Origin of the sequence: Xanthomonas sp. JAI131 (assembly GCF_013410075.1) — a bacterium.
Lineage (GTDB): Bacteria > Pseudomonadota > Gammaproteobacteria > Xanthomonadales > Xanthomonadaceae > Xanthomonas_A > Xanthomonas_A bonasiae.
Genome location: NZ_JACCCN010000002.1, coordinates 407,422 through 424,757 on the forward strand (window position 1 = coordinate 407,422; position 17,336 = coordinate 424,757).

Genomic DNA, 17,336 nt, shown 5'->3' on the forward strand with positions numbered 1-17,336 from the left:
TTGGGGATTCGCAAGAGCGGCAGTGGCGGCAATTCGCTTTTGCGAATCCCCAATCCCGAATCCCTAATCCCGGCCTCCGAGCACTGCCTCGATCGCCTCGGCCAGCATGTCTCCCGTCACCGGCTTGCGCAGGAAGCCGTCGAAGCCGGCCGCGCGGGCCTGCGGTTCGGCGTCGGCGTCGGCGCGCGCGGTGACCGCGATCAGCGGCATCTCGTAACCGAACACGCGCAGTTGCCGCGCCAGCGCCAGGCCGTCCAGACCGGGCAGGTCCAGGTCCAGCAAGGCCACGTCGAAGCGGTTGCCGGCCGCTTCGGTCAGCGCCGCCAGGGCATGCGCGGCATGGGTGATGTGGTGCCCGCGCGCGCTGAGCAGGCCGCTGACGACTTCGGCGACGGTAGGGTCGTCCTCGACCAGCAGGATGCGCAGCGGCTGCGTCGCCGCCAGGGCCTCGCGCTCGCCGCGCGTCGCGGGATGCAGCGCGTCGGGGGTCCACGGCAACGGCAGGTCGACGATGAAACGGGTGCCGACGCCGAGCTTGCTGTGCAGCTCCACGCGGCCGCCCATCGCCACCGCCAGTTCCTGGCAGATCGCCAGGCCCAGGCCGCTGCCGCCGTAGCGGGCGGCGGTGCGCGGGCCGTCGGCCTGTTCGAAGCGCTGGAACAGCCGCGCCTGCTGCTCGGCGTTGATGCCAGGACCGGTGTCGGCGACCTCGAAACGCACGCCGTGACGCTCGTGCAGCGGCGCCACGCGCAGGGTCACGCCGCCGTGGTCGGTGAACTTGATCGCGTTGTTGAGCAGGTTCAGGAGGATCTGCCGCACCCGGGTCGCATCGCCGCTGGCGGTCACCGCCGCGGGCATCGCGTTGTCCAGGGCGAAGGCCAGGCCGCGGCTGTACGCCATCGGCGCCATCATCGCCTCCAGTTCGGCGATCAGCTGGATCAGGTCGAACGGCTGCTGGTCCAGCTCCAGGCGGCCGGCCTCGATCCGCGCCAGGTCCAGCGCATCGTTGACCAGGCGCAACAGGTGCGCGCCGGCACGGCGGATCGAGTCGGTATAGCCGCGCTGTTTGGGATCCAACGGCGTGGCCAGCAACAGTTCGCTCATGCCGAGCACGCCGGTCATCGGCGTGCGCACCTCGTGCCCGAGCGTGGCCAGGAAACGGGTCTTGGCCAGCGAGGCCTGCTCGGCCAGCTCCTGCTTGTGCAGGGCCAGTTGCCACGCGTTGCGCCGGCGCAGGCGCCGCCGGTACAGGTAGGACGCCAGCCACAGCGCCAACAGCGCCAGCAAGGCCAGCCCGGCCATGCCCCAGGGGCTGCGCCACCACGGCGGCAGCACGCGGAAGCGCAGCGTGGTGACCTTCGACCACACCTTGTCGGCGGTGCGCGCCTGCATTTCCAGTGTGTAGTGGCCCGACGGCAGGCGCGAGAACAGGCGCTCGCCGCTGGCGCCGACGTCGACCCAGTCCGGGTCGTAGCCGCTGAGCCGGAACCGGTAGGTGTTGGCGTCGGTGTCGGAGAACGACAGCAGGCGCGCGACCACATGCAGGTCGCGGTCGCCTTCCTGCAGCGCGATGCTGCCGGCATGCAGCAGATCCAGCGCGCGCTCGCCGCGGCGCACGCCGATGCGTTCGATCACCAGCGGCGGCTGCCGCCGCGACGGCACCACCTGCGCCGGCTCGAACAGCACCACCCCGTCCGGGGTGCCGCCGAGGATCTGCCCGCTGCGCGCCTGGATCAGGGTCTGGGCGCGGAATTCCTGGTTGGGCAGGCCGTCGTGCACGCTGTAGGAGCGGATCGCCTTGCTCGCCGGGTCGACCCGGATCAGGCCGCGCACGCTGCTCAACCAGGCCACGCCGCTGGCATCGACCACGATGCCGTTCGGCGCCAGCGACGGGAACTCCTGCTCGGCGTCGATGCGGTCGAGCAGGCTCAGCCGCTCGCCGTCCCACAGATAGCGTTCCAGGCGGCCGAGGCTGGCCAGCCACACCACGTTGCCGTCGGTGATGGTGAAGGCGCTCAGCGGCCGCGTTGGCGCACCCGGTACCGGCGCGAAGCGCTCGCTGGTCGCGTCCCAGGCCAGCACGCCGTGCTGGCCGAGCACCCAGGGTTGGCCCAGCGGGCCGGGCCGGGCATCGTCCACGGTCAGCTCCGCCGGCAGCCCGTCGGCGCCTGGGGCGATGTTGCGCAACACGTGTCCGTCCAGATCGCGGACCTGCGCACCGCCGACCTCGCCGAACAGCCACAGGCGGCCGTCGCCGCTGAGCATCGCCCGGTCGACGTCACCGGGCATCGGCGCATCGGCGCCGTCCTGCTTGCCCCAGCGCCGCACCTCGCCGCTGACCGGGTCGTAGCGCAGCACTCCGGCCAACGCCGACGCCCATACCCGACCCTGGCCGTCCTCGACCAGCGTGCGCGACCAATCGCGCCCGAACAGCGCCATGATGTGGTGACGCACCGTACCGGTGGCCGGATCCAGCTTGTCCAGCACGCCGCGCGTCCCTGCCAGCCACACCCCGCCATCGCGCGAGGCGGCGGTCGCGATGACGTAGGGATTGCCCATCGAGTCCGGATCGTCCACCCGGTACGACAGCACCGAGAACTGCCGCCAATTGGCCGGCAGGTACCACAGGCCGGCGTTGAAGCTGGCGAACCACAGATCGCCCTCGCGGTCTTCGAACGCCAGCGACCAATTGGGCTTGACCAAGCCGTGCGCGGAGTTGCTGTACAGCGGCACGTTGTGGATCTGCCCGGCTTCGCTCTCGCGGCCCAGGCCGTCCAGGGTGTCGAACCAGCGATTGCCGTGGCGGTCGTGGACCAGCATCCCCAGCACGCTCTCGCTCGGCATGTTGCTCCAGTACGGGGCCACCACGCTGCCGTCGGCGCGCAGCAGGCGCGCACCGCCCTGGCTGGCCACCCACAGCGTGCCGTCGCGCTCGGGGGTCAGGCCCAGCACCTCGGGCCGCGGCAGCGCCGAGGCCGGCAGCCGTTCGAAGTCGTGCCCGGTCCAGCGCGCGACGCCGCCGCGCGTCCCCACCCACAGCGTGCCGTCGGGCGTGGTCGCCAGGGAGATCACCGCCGGCGACGGCAGGCTGCGCTCGTCGCCCGGCATCGGCATGTAGCGATTCAGCGTGCCGTCCGCCCGCAGCCGGTCCAGGCCGCCGTTGGCGGTGCCGAACCAGATGCTGCCGTCGGGCGTGGAGGCGATCGCCCAGACCGTGCCGCCGCCGATCTGCGGATAGTTGCTGCGGTCGTAGTAGCGGAACGTGCGCCGGTCCGCCGAGAGCATGCCCATGCCGGCGTTCTGGGTGCCGAACCAGACCCGGTTCTGCGCATCGACGTGCACGGTCCAGATCTTGTTGTCGCGCAGCCCGTCCTCGACCCGCCAGATGCGGTAGCCGCGCCCGTCGAACCGGGCCAGGCCGTCGCTGCTGGCCAGCCACAAATAGCCGAGTTGGTCTTCGGCGAAGCCGTTGATGCTGTTGGACGGCAAGCCGTCGGCCACGGTCAGCTGGCGCGGCTGCGGCGTCGGCGGCACCGCCGCGGCGACCGCCGTCGACCACAGCAGCAGTAGCCATCCCAAGATCCGTCTCGACCGCATCCTCGTCCCCTTGTGCATGGGCGCCGTGTCCCCCGATGCCCGCTGCCATCGTCGGCGATAAGCGCCGCCGCTGGCAACAGACGGACGCTGGGCGCGGGACCCGGGACCCGGGACTCGAAGCGTCACAGGCCCCGGCTTGCGACCCCGCTGCGCAATCGAGCGAGACCTTACGCTTTCCGGGTCCCGGGTCCCGCGTCCCGGGTCCCGGCCTCAGCCTCCATCACTCCTCCGATCGCCTCGGCCAACATGTCGCCGGTGACTGGCTTACGCACGAAAGAGGCGAAACCGGCCGCCTTGGCTGCGGCCTCGGCCTCGCCGTCGGAACGCGCGGTCACCGCGATCAGTGGGAAGTCGTAGCCGAGCGCGCGCAGTTGCCGCGCCAGCGCCAGGCCGTCGAGCGCCGGCAGGTCCAGGTCCAGCAGGCCCAGGTCGAACGTGCCCTGGGTCACTTCGGTCAACGCTTCCAGGCCATGCGCGGCGCAGGCCACATGATGGCCGCGGCTGCGCAGCAGTTCGGCCATCACCTGGGCCACGGTCGGTTCGTCCTCGACCAGCAGGATCCGCAGCGGCGCCTGTGCCCGCGCCGGCAGCGGCACCACCGTCGCCGTTTCGGCAGGCCGCGCCTGCCAGCGCAGCGGCAGCGTCACCCGGAAGCGCGCGCCGTGCCCGAGCCGGCTGTCGACCTGGATGCGCCCGCCCATCGCCATCGCCAGTTCCTGGCTGATCGCCAGGCCCAGCCCGCTGCCGCCGTAGCGGGCGGCGGTGCGCGGGCCTTCGCCCTGCTCGAAACGCTGGAACAGCCGCGCCTGCTGCTCGGCGCTGATGCCCGGGCCGGTGTCGGCGACCTCCACGCACAGCCCGTGCCCGCTGTGCAGCGGCGACACGTGCAAGGTCACCGAGCCGCTGGCGGTGAACTTGATCGCATTGCCGATCAGATTGAGCAGGATCTGCCGCACCCGCACCGCATCGCCGTTGACGGTCACCGCGCCCGGCAAGGTGTCGTGGCATTCGAAGCGCAAGCCGCGCGCCTGCGCCAGCGGCGCCATCAGGTTCACCACGTCGGCGATCAGCGCCTGCAACGCGAACGGTTGCAGGTCGAGTTGCAGCCGCCCGGCCTCGATCCGCGCCAGGTCAAGCGCATCGTTGACCAGGTGCAGCAGGTGCGTACCGGCGCGGCGGATCGATTCGGTATAGCCGCGCTGCTTGGGATCCAGCGGCGTGGCCAGCAGCAGTTCGCTCATGCCGAGCACGCCGGTCATCGGCGTGCGCACCTCGTGTCCGAGCGTGGCCAGGAAACGGGTCTTGGCCAGCGACGCCTGCTCGGCCACTTCCTGCTTGTGCAGCGCCAGCTGCCAGGCATGCTGGCGGCGCAGGCGGCGGCGGTAGGCGCGCAGCGAGGCCAGCACCAGCAGCGCGGCGGCGGCGAGCAGCCCGGCAATGCCCCAGACGCTGCGCCACCACGGCGGGTACACCCGGAACGGCAGCCGCAGCGTCGGCGACCAGGCGCCGTTGCGGGTGCGCGCCTGCACCTCGAGCACGTGCGCGCCGGCCGGCAACTGCGGCAGCGTGCGCTCGCCGGTGGCGCCGACCGCGACCCAGTCGCGGTCGTAGCCGGCCAGGCGGAAGCGGTAGACGATGCCCTCCGGATCGACGAACGACAGCAGCCGCGCCACCACGCGCAGATCGCGATCGTCCGGCTGCAGGGCGAAGCGGCCGCTCACCGGCAGCGCCAGCAGCCGCTCGCCGCGGCGCACCTGCACGCTCTCCACGCTCAGCGTCAGCGGCACCGGCGGCGGGTCCGGCAGCCGCGTATCCAGCAGCGCCACGCTGCCATCGGCGGCGGCCGCCACCAGCACCCCGTCGGCCGCCATCAACAGCCCGCGCTTGACCACTTCCTGGCTGCTCAATCCGTTGCGGGTGCCGAACGCGCGCACCGCGGGCGTATGCCGCGGATCGATCCGGAACAGGCCGCGGCGCGTGCCCAGCCAGGCGCGTCCCTGCTGATCGACGACCAGGCCCTGCGACTCGGTCGCCGGCACGCCCTCGGCCGCCGCATAGCGGTGCGCCTGCTGCCAGTGCCCGCCCTCGCGGCGCCACAGCTCGAGTCCGGACAGGCGATGCAGCCACAGGGTCTGCGCATCGGCGAAGGCGAACGACTGCACCCGCTCGCCGGCGAACTCCGGCGGGGCGCGGAACTGGCCGGCGGCGGTGTCCCAATAGTGCAGGCGCTCGGCGGCCAGCCACGGCGTGCCGTCCGGCGCCAGGTCGAACGCGGCGATATCGGCGGCAGCGGCCAGGCCGCGTTGCGGGCCGTGGATGTTGTCCAGCACGTGGCCGTCGGCGAGCGCGCGCACCTGCACGCCGAACCCGGGCGCGGCCACCCACAAGGTGCCGTCGGCGCGCTGACGCAACCAGCTGTTGACGCCGATGTCGGGGGTCGCGTCGGCCGCCGACGCACGCCCCCACCCCTTCAGCGCGCCGCCGTGGGCAGGACCGCGCAGCAGCTGGGCGCTGCTGCCCAGCCACAGGTCGCCGGCCGTATCTTCCAGCACCGACAGCACGCGCACGCCGGGCAGGCTGGGCGTCCAGCGCGGCTTGCTCAGCTCGCCGCTGGACGGTTGCAGCCGGTACACATTGCCGCCGGTCCCGGCCAGCCACACCCCGCCGTCTCGGGCCGGCGCCAGGCTGGCATACAGGTCCGGCGCCAGGCCGTGCGCCGGCCCCAGCACCGCCAGCCGCCGCCAGCCCGGGCGCAGATAGCCCAGGCCGCGGGTCGGCAACGACACCCAGAGTCCGCCCTCCTTGTCGCGCAGCATGCTCACCACCACGTTGGCGCCGGCCACCGCTGCCTCGCCCTCGGCGATGCGGCGCAACGCGCCGTCGACCGGCTTGTGCCACAGCCCCTGGCCGTTGCCGAGCCAATAGCCGCCGTTGCCGTCCTCGGCCATGCACAGCACCCCGCGCTGCAACGCGCCGGTCCAGTCGGCGCGCTGCCAGCGGCCATCGTGACCGAGCCGGTACAGCTCGCCGTTGGTGCTGACCCACAGGCCGTCGGACAGGGCGATCACCGCCGCGACCTTCTGCGGCGCATCCGTGGGACCGGGCAGGCGGTAGGCGCTGGCGCGCGTGCCGTCGTAGCGCACCATGCCCTTGAAGGTGCCGATCCACAGCACCCCGGCCGCGTCGAAGCCCAGGCCGACGATCGCGCCGTCGAGCATCGCGTCGACCTCGCCGTCGCCGGCCTGGATGCGCTGCACGCGTCCGTCCGCGGGAACCCGGTACAGGCCGCCGGCATAGGTGCCGAACACCACCTCGTCGCCGCGGCTGGCGATCGCGAACACCTCGTCGCTGCGCATCGCCGGTTGCGTGGCCATGTTGAAGTGGCGGAACCCGCGGCGCGCGGCATCGAGCATGCTCAGGCCGCCGCCTTCGCAGGCGACCCAGACCCGGTTGCGCGCATCGATGTGCAGTTCCTGCACGTAGTTGCAGCGCAGGGACTGCGGATCGTCCGGGTCGTGGCGCCAGATGCGGAACTCGCGCCCGTCGTAGCGGGCCAGGCCGTCGCCGCTGGCGATCCACAGGTAGCCGTCGCGGTCCAGCGCCAGCCGCGAGATCTCGCTGGACGGCAGCCCGTGCTCGGCGCCCAGCACGCGGAACCGCGGCAGCTCCGGCACCGACGCCAGCGCACCGGTGCAGCAACCGGCCAGCAACAGCAGCAGCCAGGCGAGCGTCCAGCCGCGGCGCAGGCGTCGAGGACATGGGATTTGCATCGACATCGGCTCCAGCGGCAGTGAACGATCGGCGGCGGATGAACACCGGCGCACTGCCGGGGCCGGCCGCAGACAGCGCGACCGCTCCGTGCCGCCTTGATGCGGCAGCGTTCTTATACCGCGGAGGGCCGCAAAATCCCACCCGCCGCGCAACGCAACGAACCATTGCGCCACGCGCTGGCGCAAGCGCCGCGGACTGCGCCTAGAATCCCGCCTACCCCTCCTGCCTGGCCCACCCATGCTCCAGCGCTGCCTGATCGCCCTGCTGCTGACCTTGCCGACCGCCGCGCTGGCCGCCCCGGCGCAGTACGCGCTGGATCCGGTGCACACCCGCGTGCTGTTCGCGATCGAGCACGCCGGCTTCTCCAAGGCGCTGGGCACCGTGTCCGGCAGCACCGGCACGCTGTCGTTCGACCCCGACGACTGGCGCAGCGCGCGGCTGGACGCGCGGGTGCCGCTGCAGCGCCTGGACCTGGGCGACGACAAATGGAACCGCGCCGCGCTGGCGCACAACCTGGTCGATGGCGAACATTTCCCCGAGGCGCGCTTCGTCTCCACCCGGATCGAACCGGTCGACGCCACCCACGCCAAGGTGTTCGGCACGCTGACCCTGCACGGGGTCAGCCGCGAGATCGCGCTGGACGTGACCCTGAACGCGCTGAAGCGGCATCCGCTGCCGCCGTTCCGCCGCACCGTGGGCTTTTCCGCCACCACCACGTTGCAGCGCGCCGACTTCGGCATCGCCGCCTGGCCGTCTGTGATCGGCGCCACGGTCGAGCTGCGCATCGAGGCCGAGGCCACCCGCGACGGCCGCGCCGACGCCGACCCGCCGTCGGCGGACGCACCCGCCAACACCCCCACTCCCTCGCCCAGCGCCAGCCAGGAATCCACGCCATGACCGCCAAGAACACCGCCGAGCGTTGGGGTGGCGTCAGCCAGACCCTGCATTGGCTGATCGCCGCCTTGATCCTGTTGCTGGGCGTGGTCGGCCTGACCATGGGCGAGCTGCCGAAGACGCCCAAGTACTTCTGGGTCTACACCGCGCACAAGTCGCTCGGCCTGACCGTGCTGGCGCTGGTGATCGCGCGCCTGGGCTGGCGTCTGTACGCCGGCGCGCCCAAGCCGGTGCCCGGCACGCCGAGCTGGCAGGAACGCATCGCCAGCGCCACCCACGCGCTGCTGTACGTGCTGATCTTCGCCATGCCGCTGTCCGGCTGGCTGTACGACTCCAGCAGCGGCCTGCGCCCGTTCCGCTGGTTCGGCCTGGTCGCCGTGCCCAAGCTCAGCGCGCCCGACGCGCACCTGCGCGACCTGTCGCATGCGGTGCACGAATGGGGCTTCTGGATCCTGATCGCGGTGGTGCTGGCGCATGCCGGCGCCGCCTTCTACCACCACCTGTTCCAACGCGATGCCACCCTGGCGCGGATGTTGCCGCGCGGCTGGCTGACCCCCAAGTCCTGAGGAGTTCCATCATGTCGTCCCGTTTCGCCTCCCCCGCCGCCGTTGCCGCCAGCCTGGTGGCGATGCTCGCCGCCGCCCCCGCGTTCGCCGCCGATTACGTGCAGGCGCCGGGCTCGAGCCTGGTGTTCGCCAGCAAGTACGACGGCGAAGTGTTCACCGGCCAGTTCCCCGGCTTCGACACCAAGCTCAGCTTCGACCCGGCCAACCTGGCCAGCGCCAAGCTCGACGTGGCGATCCCGCTGGCCGGCGCCAAGAGCGGCAATGGCGACCGCGACTCCACCTTGCAGGGTCCGGACTTCTTCAACGTGGCCAAGTTCGCCACTGCCCACTACCGCGCCGACAAGTTCCGTTCGCTGGGCAACAACCAGTACGCCGCCGACGGCACCCTGGAACTGCGCGGCGTGTCCAAGCCGGTGACCCTGACCTTCACCTGGACCCCCGGCGCGCAGCCGGTGCTGGCCGGCAAGGCCACCGTCAAGCGCCTGGACTTCGGCGTCGGTGGCGGCGATTGGGCCGACACCAAGACCATCCCCAACGAAACCGCGATCAGCACCAAGGTGGTGTTCAAGGCGAAGTGATTCGCCACAGGCCGCAGCGGCATGCGGCCACTGGGCGGCGGATTCCCTCGTCGGGTCCGCCGCTTTTTTTGTGCCTGGACGGGTGCGGCAAGGGCATGGCCTGCCGTCTTGGCCTGCGATGCCCGGCTCGCTGGCAGACCACGCGCTGAGCGCTCGCGTGCCGAGGCCGGCCAACGGCGCGCTTCGCCACGCATGCCACACTTGCGGCATGGAAAAGGACATCTTCAGGACCGCGCGCCTGATCGGCCGCCACCTGCGCCCATCCGACGTCGATGCCTTGTTCGCGGTCTACGGCGATGCCGAGGCCATGCGCTGGGTCGGCGACGGCGAGCCGCTGGATCGCGCGCAGTGCAGGGAATGGGTCGCCGTCTCCGAACGCAACTACCGCACGCGCGGCTACGGCATGTCTGCGTTGGTGAACCGCGCCGATGGCCAGACCATCGGTTTCTGCGGGCTGGTCCACCCGGCCGGCCAGGCGGAGGCCGAACTGAAATACGCGTTCCGGCGCGAACACTGGGGACGCGGACTGGCCACCGAAGCGGCGCAGGCGATGCTGGCGTATGCGCGGGAGGAACTGGGCCTGCAGCACGCGATCGCCACCGCGTATCCGCAGAACCTGGCCTCGCTGCGCGTGCTGCGCAAGGCCGGCATGCATCCGGCGCCGACCCGCACGGACGCCGACGGCACGGTGATCTGCTGTTTCGCATGGCATGCGGACGGAGCGCTGGCGAGCGAGGATGCGCAAGGCAATGCGTCGGTCGGCGATAAGACAGGAGAATGATGGCGGGACCATCCCATAGCAGCAAGTGCAGCAACGTCGGTAGCGCGGCGATCAAGCAACTAGACGGCTGCGGCTCGGCAACCGGGCCGACACCAAGGCAATCCCCAATCACACAGAAATCAACACCAGGCTAGTAGTCAATGCCAAGCAACCACTATGAGCGAGTTGTAACCAATGTCCATACCGCATCCAACAAGAAGAACTCAATCCGCCTACTTCCTTCTTCACAAAACGCGGGAAATTCGCTTCCGTCTATCAGAGCTCCTCAACGTCTGCGAGACTTCCAGATGGCGATTCGCTAAAAATGAGCCGCCGATTGAAGGTGGAGGTCAACTTGTCAACTTTCACTTCTCAGCACTCTCTTCGATCGTCCAGACGATCAAAGACCTTATCCCAGTAATTTCTGAGAAGACAGTCACTTGGACTGATCTTTCCAACATACGACATATGCAATTCATGCATTCAGCCCGGAACGCCATAACTCATGACGGCAACCCCGTCGTGAACATGTGGGCTGACGGGCGCTACTATATCGCTATCGATTTTTTGCGCCTCGACAGGAATCAAAATCCAGTTTCGGTTAAAGCACCCCTTGAAGACATTGAGACATTATCGATTCAATTTACGATGGATTTGTGCTCTTATTTAAAAGAAATGATTTCACCCCTACTCGAAAGCCCAGCCCTGACTGGACCACTGTATGGCGCAGAATTTTTCGATAACGCGATCAAGCATCCTGCAGTTCCAGAATTTGTACGACGCCTTTATGCTGAAACAGACCGACCTTCCATTGATCTCATGGACGGAAACCCAGTTACTGAAGTTCTTACCGAGTTAAATTCTCTAGTTACTTTCTGCCATTCCCGACAGCAAGAGCTCTTGATGCAGCAAACAGAGCCATCAAGTGCAAATAATTATATAAATCGTTAATGCGCGTAACTTTATCGAAACATAACAATTTTCTCACCTGAGTTCTAAACAGCTATCTCCCCAACCAATCCACAACGCAATCCATATCGAACGGCCACGCCAGCTCGCGCCCGCCGACGTCGCGCAGCACCGGCACCCGCTCGCCGTAGCGCGCTTCCAATGCCGGGTCGCCGTCGATGAAGATGCTGTCCAGGTCGCCCACGCGCGCCTGCGCCAGGACCAGCAGGGCCTGGTCGCACAGGTGGCAGTCGTCGCGCTGGTACAGGGTCAGGGACATGGCCGCGGCTCCGATGCTGCGTTGCGGGCGTGCGCAATGCGCCAGGGGCATAGAATAGACGGTCTTTGGCCTTCCACCTCTCCGGCACGTATGGCTGTCAGCACCTTCGACCTGTTCAAGATCGGCATCGGGCCGAGCTCCTCGCATACCGTGGGGCCGATGCGCGCGGCTGAGCGCTTCGTGCACCGCTGGCTGCTGGATCCGGGCCGGCTCGGCGAGGTGGTGCGGATCCGCGCCGAGGTGTTCGGCTCGCTGGCGCTGACCGGGCGCGGCCACGGCACCGACAAGGCGGTGCTGCTGGGCCTGGAAGGCCAGCGCCCGAACCTGATCGACCCGGACATCATTCCGAGCACGCTGGAGCGCATCCGCAGCAGCAAGCGCATCAACCTGATGGGCCAGCACAGCATCGCCTTCGACGAGAAGCGCGACCTGGCGCTGAACAAGCGCCAGAAGCTGCCCTACCACACCAACGGCATGCGCTTCACCGCCTACGCCGCCGACGAGGAGGTGATCGCCACGCGCGACTACTACTCGGTCGGCGGCGGCTTCGTGGTCAACCAGGACGACGCCGCCGACGACCGCATCGTCGCCGACGAGACGCCGCTGCCCTACCCGTTCAAGAGCGGCGACGAACTGCTGGCGCAGGCCGCGCGCAGCGGCCTGAGCATCGCCGCGCTGATGTTCGAGAACGAGAAGTGCTGGCGCAGCGAGGACGAGATCCGCGACGGCCTGCGCGAGCTGTGGAACGCGATGCAGGCCTGCGTGGCGCGCGGCATCCGCGAGGAAGGCACGCTGCCCGGCGGCCTGCACGTGTCGCGCCGCGCGCCGGCGCTGTACCGCGAACTGTCGTCCAAGCCGGAAGCGGCGATGCGCGATCCGCTGACCACGCTGGACTGGGTCAACCTGTATGCGCTGGCGGTCAACGAAGAGAACGCCGCCGGCGGGCGCGTAGTCACCGCACCGACCAACGGCGCGGCCGGGATCATTCCGGCGGTGCTGCACTACTTCGACCGGTTCTGCCCGGGCAGCGACGAGCAGCGCATCTTCGATTTCCTGCTGACCGCCGCGGCGATCGGCATCCTGTACAAGGAAAACGCGTCCATCTCCGGCGCCGAAGTCGGCTGCCAGGGCGAAGTCGGCGTGGCCTGCTCGATGGCCGCCGGCGGCCTGGTCGCCGCGCTCGGCGGCAAGCCGGGGCAGATCGAGAACGCCGCCGAGATCGGCATGGAACACAACCTCGGCCTGACCTGCGACCCGATCGGCGGGCTGGTGCAGATCCCGTGCATCGAGCGCAATGCGATGGGCGCGGTGAAGGCGATCAACGCCAGCCGCATGGCCATGCGCGGCGACGGCAAGCACAAGGTGTCGCTGGACAAGGTGATCCGGACCATGCGCGACACCGGCCGCGACATGCAGGACAAGTACAAGGAAACCAGCCGCGGCGGGCTCGCGGTGAACGTGATCGAGTGCTGAGATGATGCCGCCGGCGCGTCCTCCCTGTCCGAGCGCATCGCGCCGCCGCGGCGGATGCGCGGACCAGGCCGCGGCGCGGCCCCGCGCAGCGCGCAGCGCCCGCACGGCGACGCTGCATCGGCGGCGCGCCACCGCGTGCCACGGGTCGGACCTGCCTGGATGACAGGCCTTGCGGCCGTCGCGATCGCCGACGCCGCGCAGGCCTTTGTTGCGCTACGGATAAAGATCGGCGCGCCTGCGCCGATAGCGACATTGACGATCCGCCGAACCGGCACTGGAATGCCCTTGCAGTCCCACCCCGCTTCCTGGTGCACCTGTGCGCTAAAGCTGGCCATGCTCCTGGGAGTGTGGATCTCGCTCGTGCCGACGGCGGCCGCCTTGCAGCCGGACAAGCAGTTCAACCACTACGAACGCCAAGGCTGGGGCCTGGAACAAGGGCTGCCGCAGCTGAGCGTGCAGGCCTTCGCGCAGGACCGGCAGGGCTACCTGTGGATCGGCACGATGGGCGGGCTGGCGCGCTTCGACGGCGTGCGCATGACCACCTTCGGCGAGAAAGCCCCCGCCAACCTGCCCGGCCCGTGGATCAAGGCCTTGCAGGTGGACCCGCGCGGCGACCTGTGGATCGGCACTTATCGGGGCCTGGCGCGCTACCGCGACGGCCGCTTCCGCAATCTGCTGCCGCAGGACCCGCAAGCCCCGCTGCTGAACATCGAAGCGATCGCGGTCGACGCGCAAGGCACGGTGCTGGTCGCCGCGCAGGATGGCGTCTACGCCGTGGTCGGCGACGGCCTGCGCCTGCGTCATCGCATCGCCGACGGCGCCTATGCGCTGCTGCCGCGCGGCGGCGAGCTGTGGGTCGGTACGCGCGGCGCCGTGCTGCGCTTCGCCGAGGGCGACGAGGAGCCGCTGCCGCTGCCGGCCGACGCGCACGCAGCGCCGGTGCGGCAGCTGCTGGACGCGCAGGGACGGCTGTGGGCCGGCAGCCGCGACGGCCTGCTGTTCCGCCGCGACGGCCGCTGGCAGCGGCTGCCCGGCGACCCGGCGGTGACCCGGCGCGCAGTGGAAGCGCTGTTCCAGGACAGCGACGGCAACCTGTGGGTGGGCCTGCCCGGCTATCTGCTGCGCGTGCGCGACGGCGGCATCGTCGAGCAATCCCTCCAGCACGGTCAGAATACCGTCGTCAGCGCGGTCTTCGAGGACCGCGAGCGCAACCTTTGGCTGGGCACCCAACTGAGCGGCGTGAGCAGGCTGTGGAACGGCTGGACCCGCCGCTACAGCAGCTACGAAGGGCTGACCGATCCGCTGGTGTGGACGCTGGCGCGCGACCCCGACGGCTCGCTGTGGGTCGGCACCGGCAGCGGCCTGGCGCGGCTGCGCGCCGGCCGCTATCAGCAGGTGCTGAGCCGCGACCAACTGCCCGGCGACGTTCCCTACACCCTGCTCGCCGAACCCGGCCACCTGTGGATCGGCACCCGCCGCGGCGCACTGCTGTACCGCGACGGGCGCGCCGCCGAGCCGCCACTGCTGGCGCCGCTGCACGAACTGCAGGTCAACGGCATCGTCCGCGATCGCGCGCAGCGGCTGTGGTTCGCCACCAGCGACGGCCTGTTCCGCAGCGACGGCGTGCGCCTGCAGCGCTACGGCAACAGCGAGGGCCTGCGCGACCCGCGGGTCCGCCTGATCCACGAAACCCGCGCCGGGCGCCTGCTGATCGGTTCCCAGGCCGGCCTGTACGAAGTGCGCGGCGAGCGCCTGCTGGCGCTCGCCGAGGCCGGTTCGGCGCTGGCCGACGCCGACGTCACCGCGATCCACGAACTGCCCGGCGGACAGTGGGTGATCGGCACCCTGTCCGACCAGCTGTGGGTGTTCGACGGCAAGCGCTGGACCATGTTCGACGAACACGACGGGCTGCCCGCCAACGCCGCGTTCTTCATCGCCGACGACGGCCACGGCAGCCTGTGGGTGGCCGGCCTGCGCGGCGTGTACCGGGTGCCGCTGGCGAGCCTGCTCAAGCGCATCGCGGTGCCGGGCACGCCGCTGCAGGCCGAACTGCTGCTCAACGAGCGCGGCCAGCGCCACGGCGGCGTGCAGGGCCTGTGCTGCAACGGCGCCGGCAACGGCAAGGGCTTCATCGACAACGGCACGCTGTGGCTGCCCAGCCGCGACGGCGTGGTGACCATGGACACCGCCGGCATCGTCAAGAATCCGGTCGCGCCGCAGCCGGTGGTGGAACGGATCCGCGCGCAGGGCCGCTGGATGGCGCCGCAGGCGCTGCGCGACACGCCGCTGCCGGCGCAGGCGCGCGACCTGGATTTCGAGTTCACCGCGGCCTCGTTCCAGGCCCCGGAGAACGTGGAACTGCGCTACCGCCTGGTCGGCTACGACACCCAGTGGCGCAGCCTGGACGACATCCGCCAGCGCGTGGCCAGCTATACCAACCTGCCCGGCGGCGACTACGTGTTCGAGGTCAGCGGCAGCAACAACGCCGGTGTCTGGGCGCAGGCGCCGGCGCAGTTGCCGCTGCGGATCCGGCTGCGCTTCCAGGAGACGCTGTACTACAAGCTGCTGCTGGTGCTGGGCGTGCTGGCCCTGGCGCTGCTCGGTATCGGCATCGCGCGCGTGGTCAACCAGCGCCAGCGCGAAACCCTGGAACGGCAGGTGCGCCAGCGCACCGAGGCGCTGCAGGCGGCCAACCAGCGCCTGCAGGAAGCCAGCTTCACCGACGACCTGACCCAGCTGCGCAATCGCCGCTACCTGTCGCTGCACATCCCCAGCGACATCGCGCTGTACCGGCGCATGGCCGCCAACGACCAGGACATGCTGTCCTCGGGCATGCTGTTCGCGCTGATCGACATCGATCATTTCAAGTCGATCAACGACAGCGGCGGCCACCACACCGGCGACGCGGTGCTGCAGCAGATGGCGCAGCTGCTGGTCAAGCTGACCCGCGAAAGCGACTACGTGGTGCGCTGGGGCGGCGAGGAATTCCTGCTGGTGCTGCGCTCGGCGCCGCGCGAGAACCTGACCGTGGCCGCCGAGCGCCTGTGCCGCTCGATCGCCGCGCACAGCTTCGCACTCGATCACGGCCGCCACAGCCAGGTCACCTGCTCGATCGGCCTGGCCGAATTCCCGTTCGTGCACGATCCCGACAACCGCCTGGGCTGGGAGCAGTTGCTGATCCTCGCCGACCGCGCGCTGTACCAGGCCAAGGCCAAGGGCCGCAACGGCTGGGCCGCGTACCGGCCGGTGCTGGGCACGCAGGCCGAGCAGGTGCTGGCGGCGCTGCAGGAGCCGCCCGAGCGCATGCAGCACCACGCCTGCCTGAGCCTGGTGCACTCGCGCTGCTGAAGCGCGTTGACGCGGCCCGTGCATGTCCCGGGCTAGAGTCGCGGCATCCCCGCACTCGCTCCAGCCCGCATGCGCCGACACACGCTCCTCGCCGCGCTCGCCGCCGCGCTCCTGCTGCCGCCCTGCCACGCCGCCACGCCCGCACCGCGCTACGGCGCGCAGCTGGAAGGCTTCGACTATCCGTATCCCGTCGCGCGCTACGACTTCGCCTCGCAGCGCCAGCCGTTGCAGATGGCCTATCTGGACGTGGCCCCGAGCGGCACGCCGAACGGCCGCACGGTCGTGCTGCTGCACGGCAAGAACTTCTGCGCGGCGACCTGGGAGTCGGCGATCGCCGCGCTGGTCGCCGCGGGCTACCGGGTGATCGCGCCGGACCAGATCGGTTTCTGCAAGTCGAGCAAGCCGCAGGCCTACCAGTTCTCCTTCGCGCAACTAGCGGCCAATACCCATGCGCTGCTGCAACACGCCGGGGTCACCCGGGCGGTGTTCGTCGGCCACTCGATGGGCGGCATGCTCGCCGCGCACTACGCGCTGCAGTATCCGCAGGACGTGAGCCGGCTGCTGCTGGTCAATCCGATCGGGCTGGAGGACTGGAAGGCGGCCGGCGTGCCATGGCGCAGCGTCGACGACTGGTATGCGAAGGAACTCAAGACCGATGCCGCCTCGATCAAGCAGTACCAGCAGAGCGTCTACTACGGCGGGCAATGGAAACCCGAATACGACCGCTGGGTGACGATGCAGGCCGGGCTGTATGCCGGCCCCGGCCACGCGCGCGTGGCCTGGAACCAGGCGCTGACCTCGGACATGGTGTTCAACCAGCCGGTAGTGCAGCAGTTCGCGCAACTGCGCGTACCGACCACGCTGTTCATCGGCCAGCGCGACCGCACCGCGATCGGCAAGGATCTGGCGCCGCCGGCGCTGGCCAGGACCCTGGGCGACTATCCGGCGCTGGGCAAGCGCGCGGCGGCGGCGATTCCCGGCGCGACGCTGGTCGAATTCGCCGACCTGGGCCACTCGCCGCAGGTCGAAGCGCCGCAGCGCTTCAACGCCGCGCTGCTGCAGGCGCTGGCCGCGCCGAGCGCCGCACCGAACACTGCGCCGTAGCGGCGCAGCGGATGCCG

The 17,336-nt window shown here is 70.0% G+C and carries 11 protein-coding genes; 8 read left to right on the forward strand and 3 right to left on the reverse strand.

The window, feature by feature from the left end; translation table 11 throughout:
* Positions 1-63 precede the first annotated feature (63 nt).
* Complete coding sequence (locus HDC36_RS08605; RefSeq protein WP_179566312.1) at positions 64-3,579, reverse strand: ATP-binding protein; 3,516 nt, start codon at positions 3,577-3,579, stop codon at positions 64-66.
* Between the two features lie 185 nt (positions 3,580-3,764).
* Positions 3,765-7,367: an ATP-binding protein gene (locus HDC36_RS08610; protein WP_179566313.1), complete on the reverse strand. Its 3,603-nt coding sequence runs from the start codon at positions 7,365-7,367 to the stop codon at positions 3,765-3,767.
* 238 nt (positions 7,368-7,605) lie between these two features.
* On the opposite strand from HDC36_RS08610, the gene HDC36_RS08615 reads away from it, so the two are divergent.
* From HDC36_RS08615 to HDC36_RS08635, 5 genes are all read left to right on the forward strand, one after another.
* On the forward strand, positions 7,606-8,265 hold the full coding sequence (locus tag HDC36_RS08615) for a YceI family protein (RefSeq protein WP_179566314.1): 660 nt from the start codon (positions 7,606-7,608) through the stop codon (positions 8,263-8,265).
* Positions 8,262-8,828: a cytochrome b gene (locus tag HDC36_RS08620; RefSeq protein ID WP_179566315.1), complete on the forward strand. Its 567-nt coding sequence runs from the start codon at positions 8,262-8,264 to the stop codon at positions 8,826-8,828. Before HDC36_RS08615 ends, HDC36_RS08620 begins: the two co-directional genes overlap by 4 nt.
* An 11-nt stretch (positions 8,829-8,839) precedes the next feature.
* A complete protein-coding gene (locus HDC36_RS08625; RefSeq protein WP_179566316.1) occupies positions 8,840-9,406 on the forward strand; it encodes a YceI family protein in 567 nt (188 codons plus the stop codon).
* Positions 9,407-9,614: 208 nt separating this feature from the next.
* The gene (locus tag HDC36_RS08630) at positions 9,615-10,187 is read left to right on the forward strand and encodes a GNAT family N-acetyltransferase (protein WP_179566317.1); all 573 of its coding nucleotides are present in this window, start codon (positions 9,615-9,617) and stop codon (positions 10,185-10,187) included.
* A gap of 174 nt (positions 10,188-10,361) precedes the next feature.
* Positions 10,362-11,117: a hypothetical protein gene (locus tag HDC36_RS08635; RefSeq protein WP_179566318.1), complete on the forward strand. Its 756-nt coding sequence runs from the start codon at positions 10,362-10,364 to the stop codon at positions 11,115-11,117.
* A 52-nt stretch (positions 11,118-11,169) separates the two neighbouring features.
* Here HDC36_RS08635 and HDC36_RS08640 read toward each other — a convergent pair whose 3' ends face one another.
* Entirely contained in the window at positions 11,170-11,394 is a 225-nt protein-coding gene (locus HDC36_RS08640) for a glutaredoxin family protein (RefSeq protein ID WP_179566320.1), read from the reverse strand.
* Positions 11,395-11,484: 90 nt separating this feature from the next.
* On the opposite strand from HDC36_RS08640, the gene HDC36_RS08645 reads away from it, so the two are divergent.
* The 3 genes from HDC36_RS08645 to HDC36_RS08655 all read left to right on the forward strand — a co-directional run bounded on the left by HDC36_RS08645 (position 11,485) and on the right by HDC36_RS08655 (position 17,319).
* On the forward strand, positions 11,485-12,867 hold the full coding sequence (locus tag HDC36_RS08645) for an L-serine ammonia-lyase (protein ID WP_179566321.1): 1,383 nt from the start codon (positions 11,485-11,487) through the stop codon (positions 12,865-12,867).
* Between the two features lie 360 nt (positions 12,868-13,227).
* On the forward strand, positions 13,228-16,215 hold the full coding sequence (locus HDC36_RS08650; protein ID WP_343204325.1) for a two-component regulator propeller domain-containing protein: 2,988 nt from the start codon (positions 13,228-13,230) through the stop codon (positions 16,213-16,215).
* A gap of 69 nt (positions 16,216-16,284) precedes the next feature.
* Positions 16,285-17,319 carry an alpha/beta hydrolase gene (locus HDC36_RS08655; protein ID WP_179566323.1) on the forward strand — a complete coding sequence of 345 codons (1,035 nt, stop codon included), beginning with the start codon at positions 16,285-16,287 and terminating at the stop codon, positions 17,317-17,319.
* Positions 17,320-17,336: the final 17 nt, after the last annotated feature.

Bases quoted from the DNA above. Each gene is read 5' to 3' on its own strand.
- HDC36_RS08635 (WP_179566318.1), top strand. From the start codon at position 10,362: ATGTCCATACCGCATCCAACAAGAAGAACTCAATCCGCCTACTTCCTT.
- HDC36_RS08645 (WP_179566321.1), top strand. From the start codon at position 11,485: ATGGCTGTCAGCACCTTCGACCTGTTCAAGATCGGCATCGGGCCGAGC.
- HDC36_RS08640 (WP_179566320.1), bottom strand. From the start codon at position 11,394: ATGTCCCTGACCCTGTACCAGCGCGACGACTGCCACCTGTGCGACCAG.
- HDC36_RS08630 (WP_179566317.1), top strand. From the start codon at position 9,615: ATGGAAAAGGACATCTTCAGGACCGCGCGCCTGATCGGCCGCCACCTG.
- HDC36_RS08655 (WP_179566323.1), top strand. From the start codon at position 16,285: ATGCGCCGACACACGCTCCTCGCCGCGCTCGCCGCCGCGCTCCTGCTG.
- HDC36_RS08620 (WP_179566315.1), top strand. From the start codon at position 8,262: ATGACCGCCAAGAACACCGCCGAGCGTTGGGGTGGCGTCAGCCAGACC.
- HDC36_RS08610 (WP_179566313.1), bottom strand. From the start codon at position 7,367: ATGCAAATCCCATGTCCTCGACGCCTGCGCCGCGGCTGGACGCTCGCC.
- HDC36_RS08625 (WP_179566316.1), top strand. From the start codon at position 8,840: ATGTCGTCCCGTTTCGCCTCCCCCGCCGCCGTTGCCGCCAGCCTGGTG.
- HDC36_RS08615 (WP_179566314.1), top strand. From the start codon at position 7,606: ATGCTCCAGCGCTGCCTGATCGCCCTGCTGCTGACCTTGCCGACCGCC.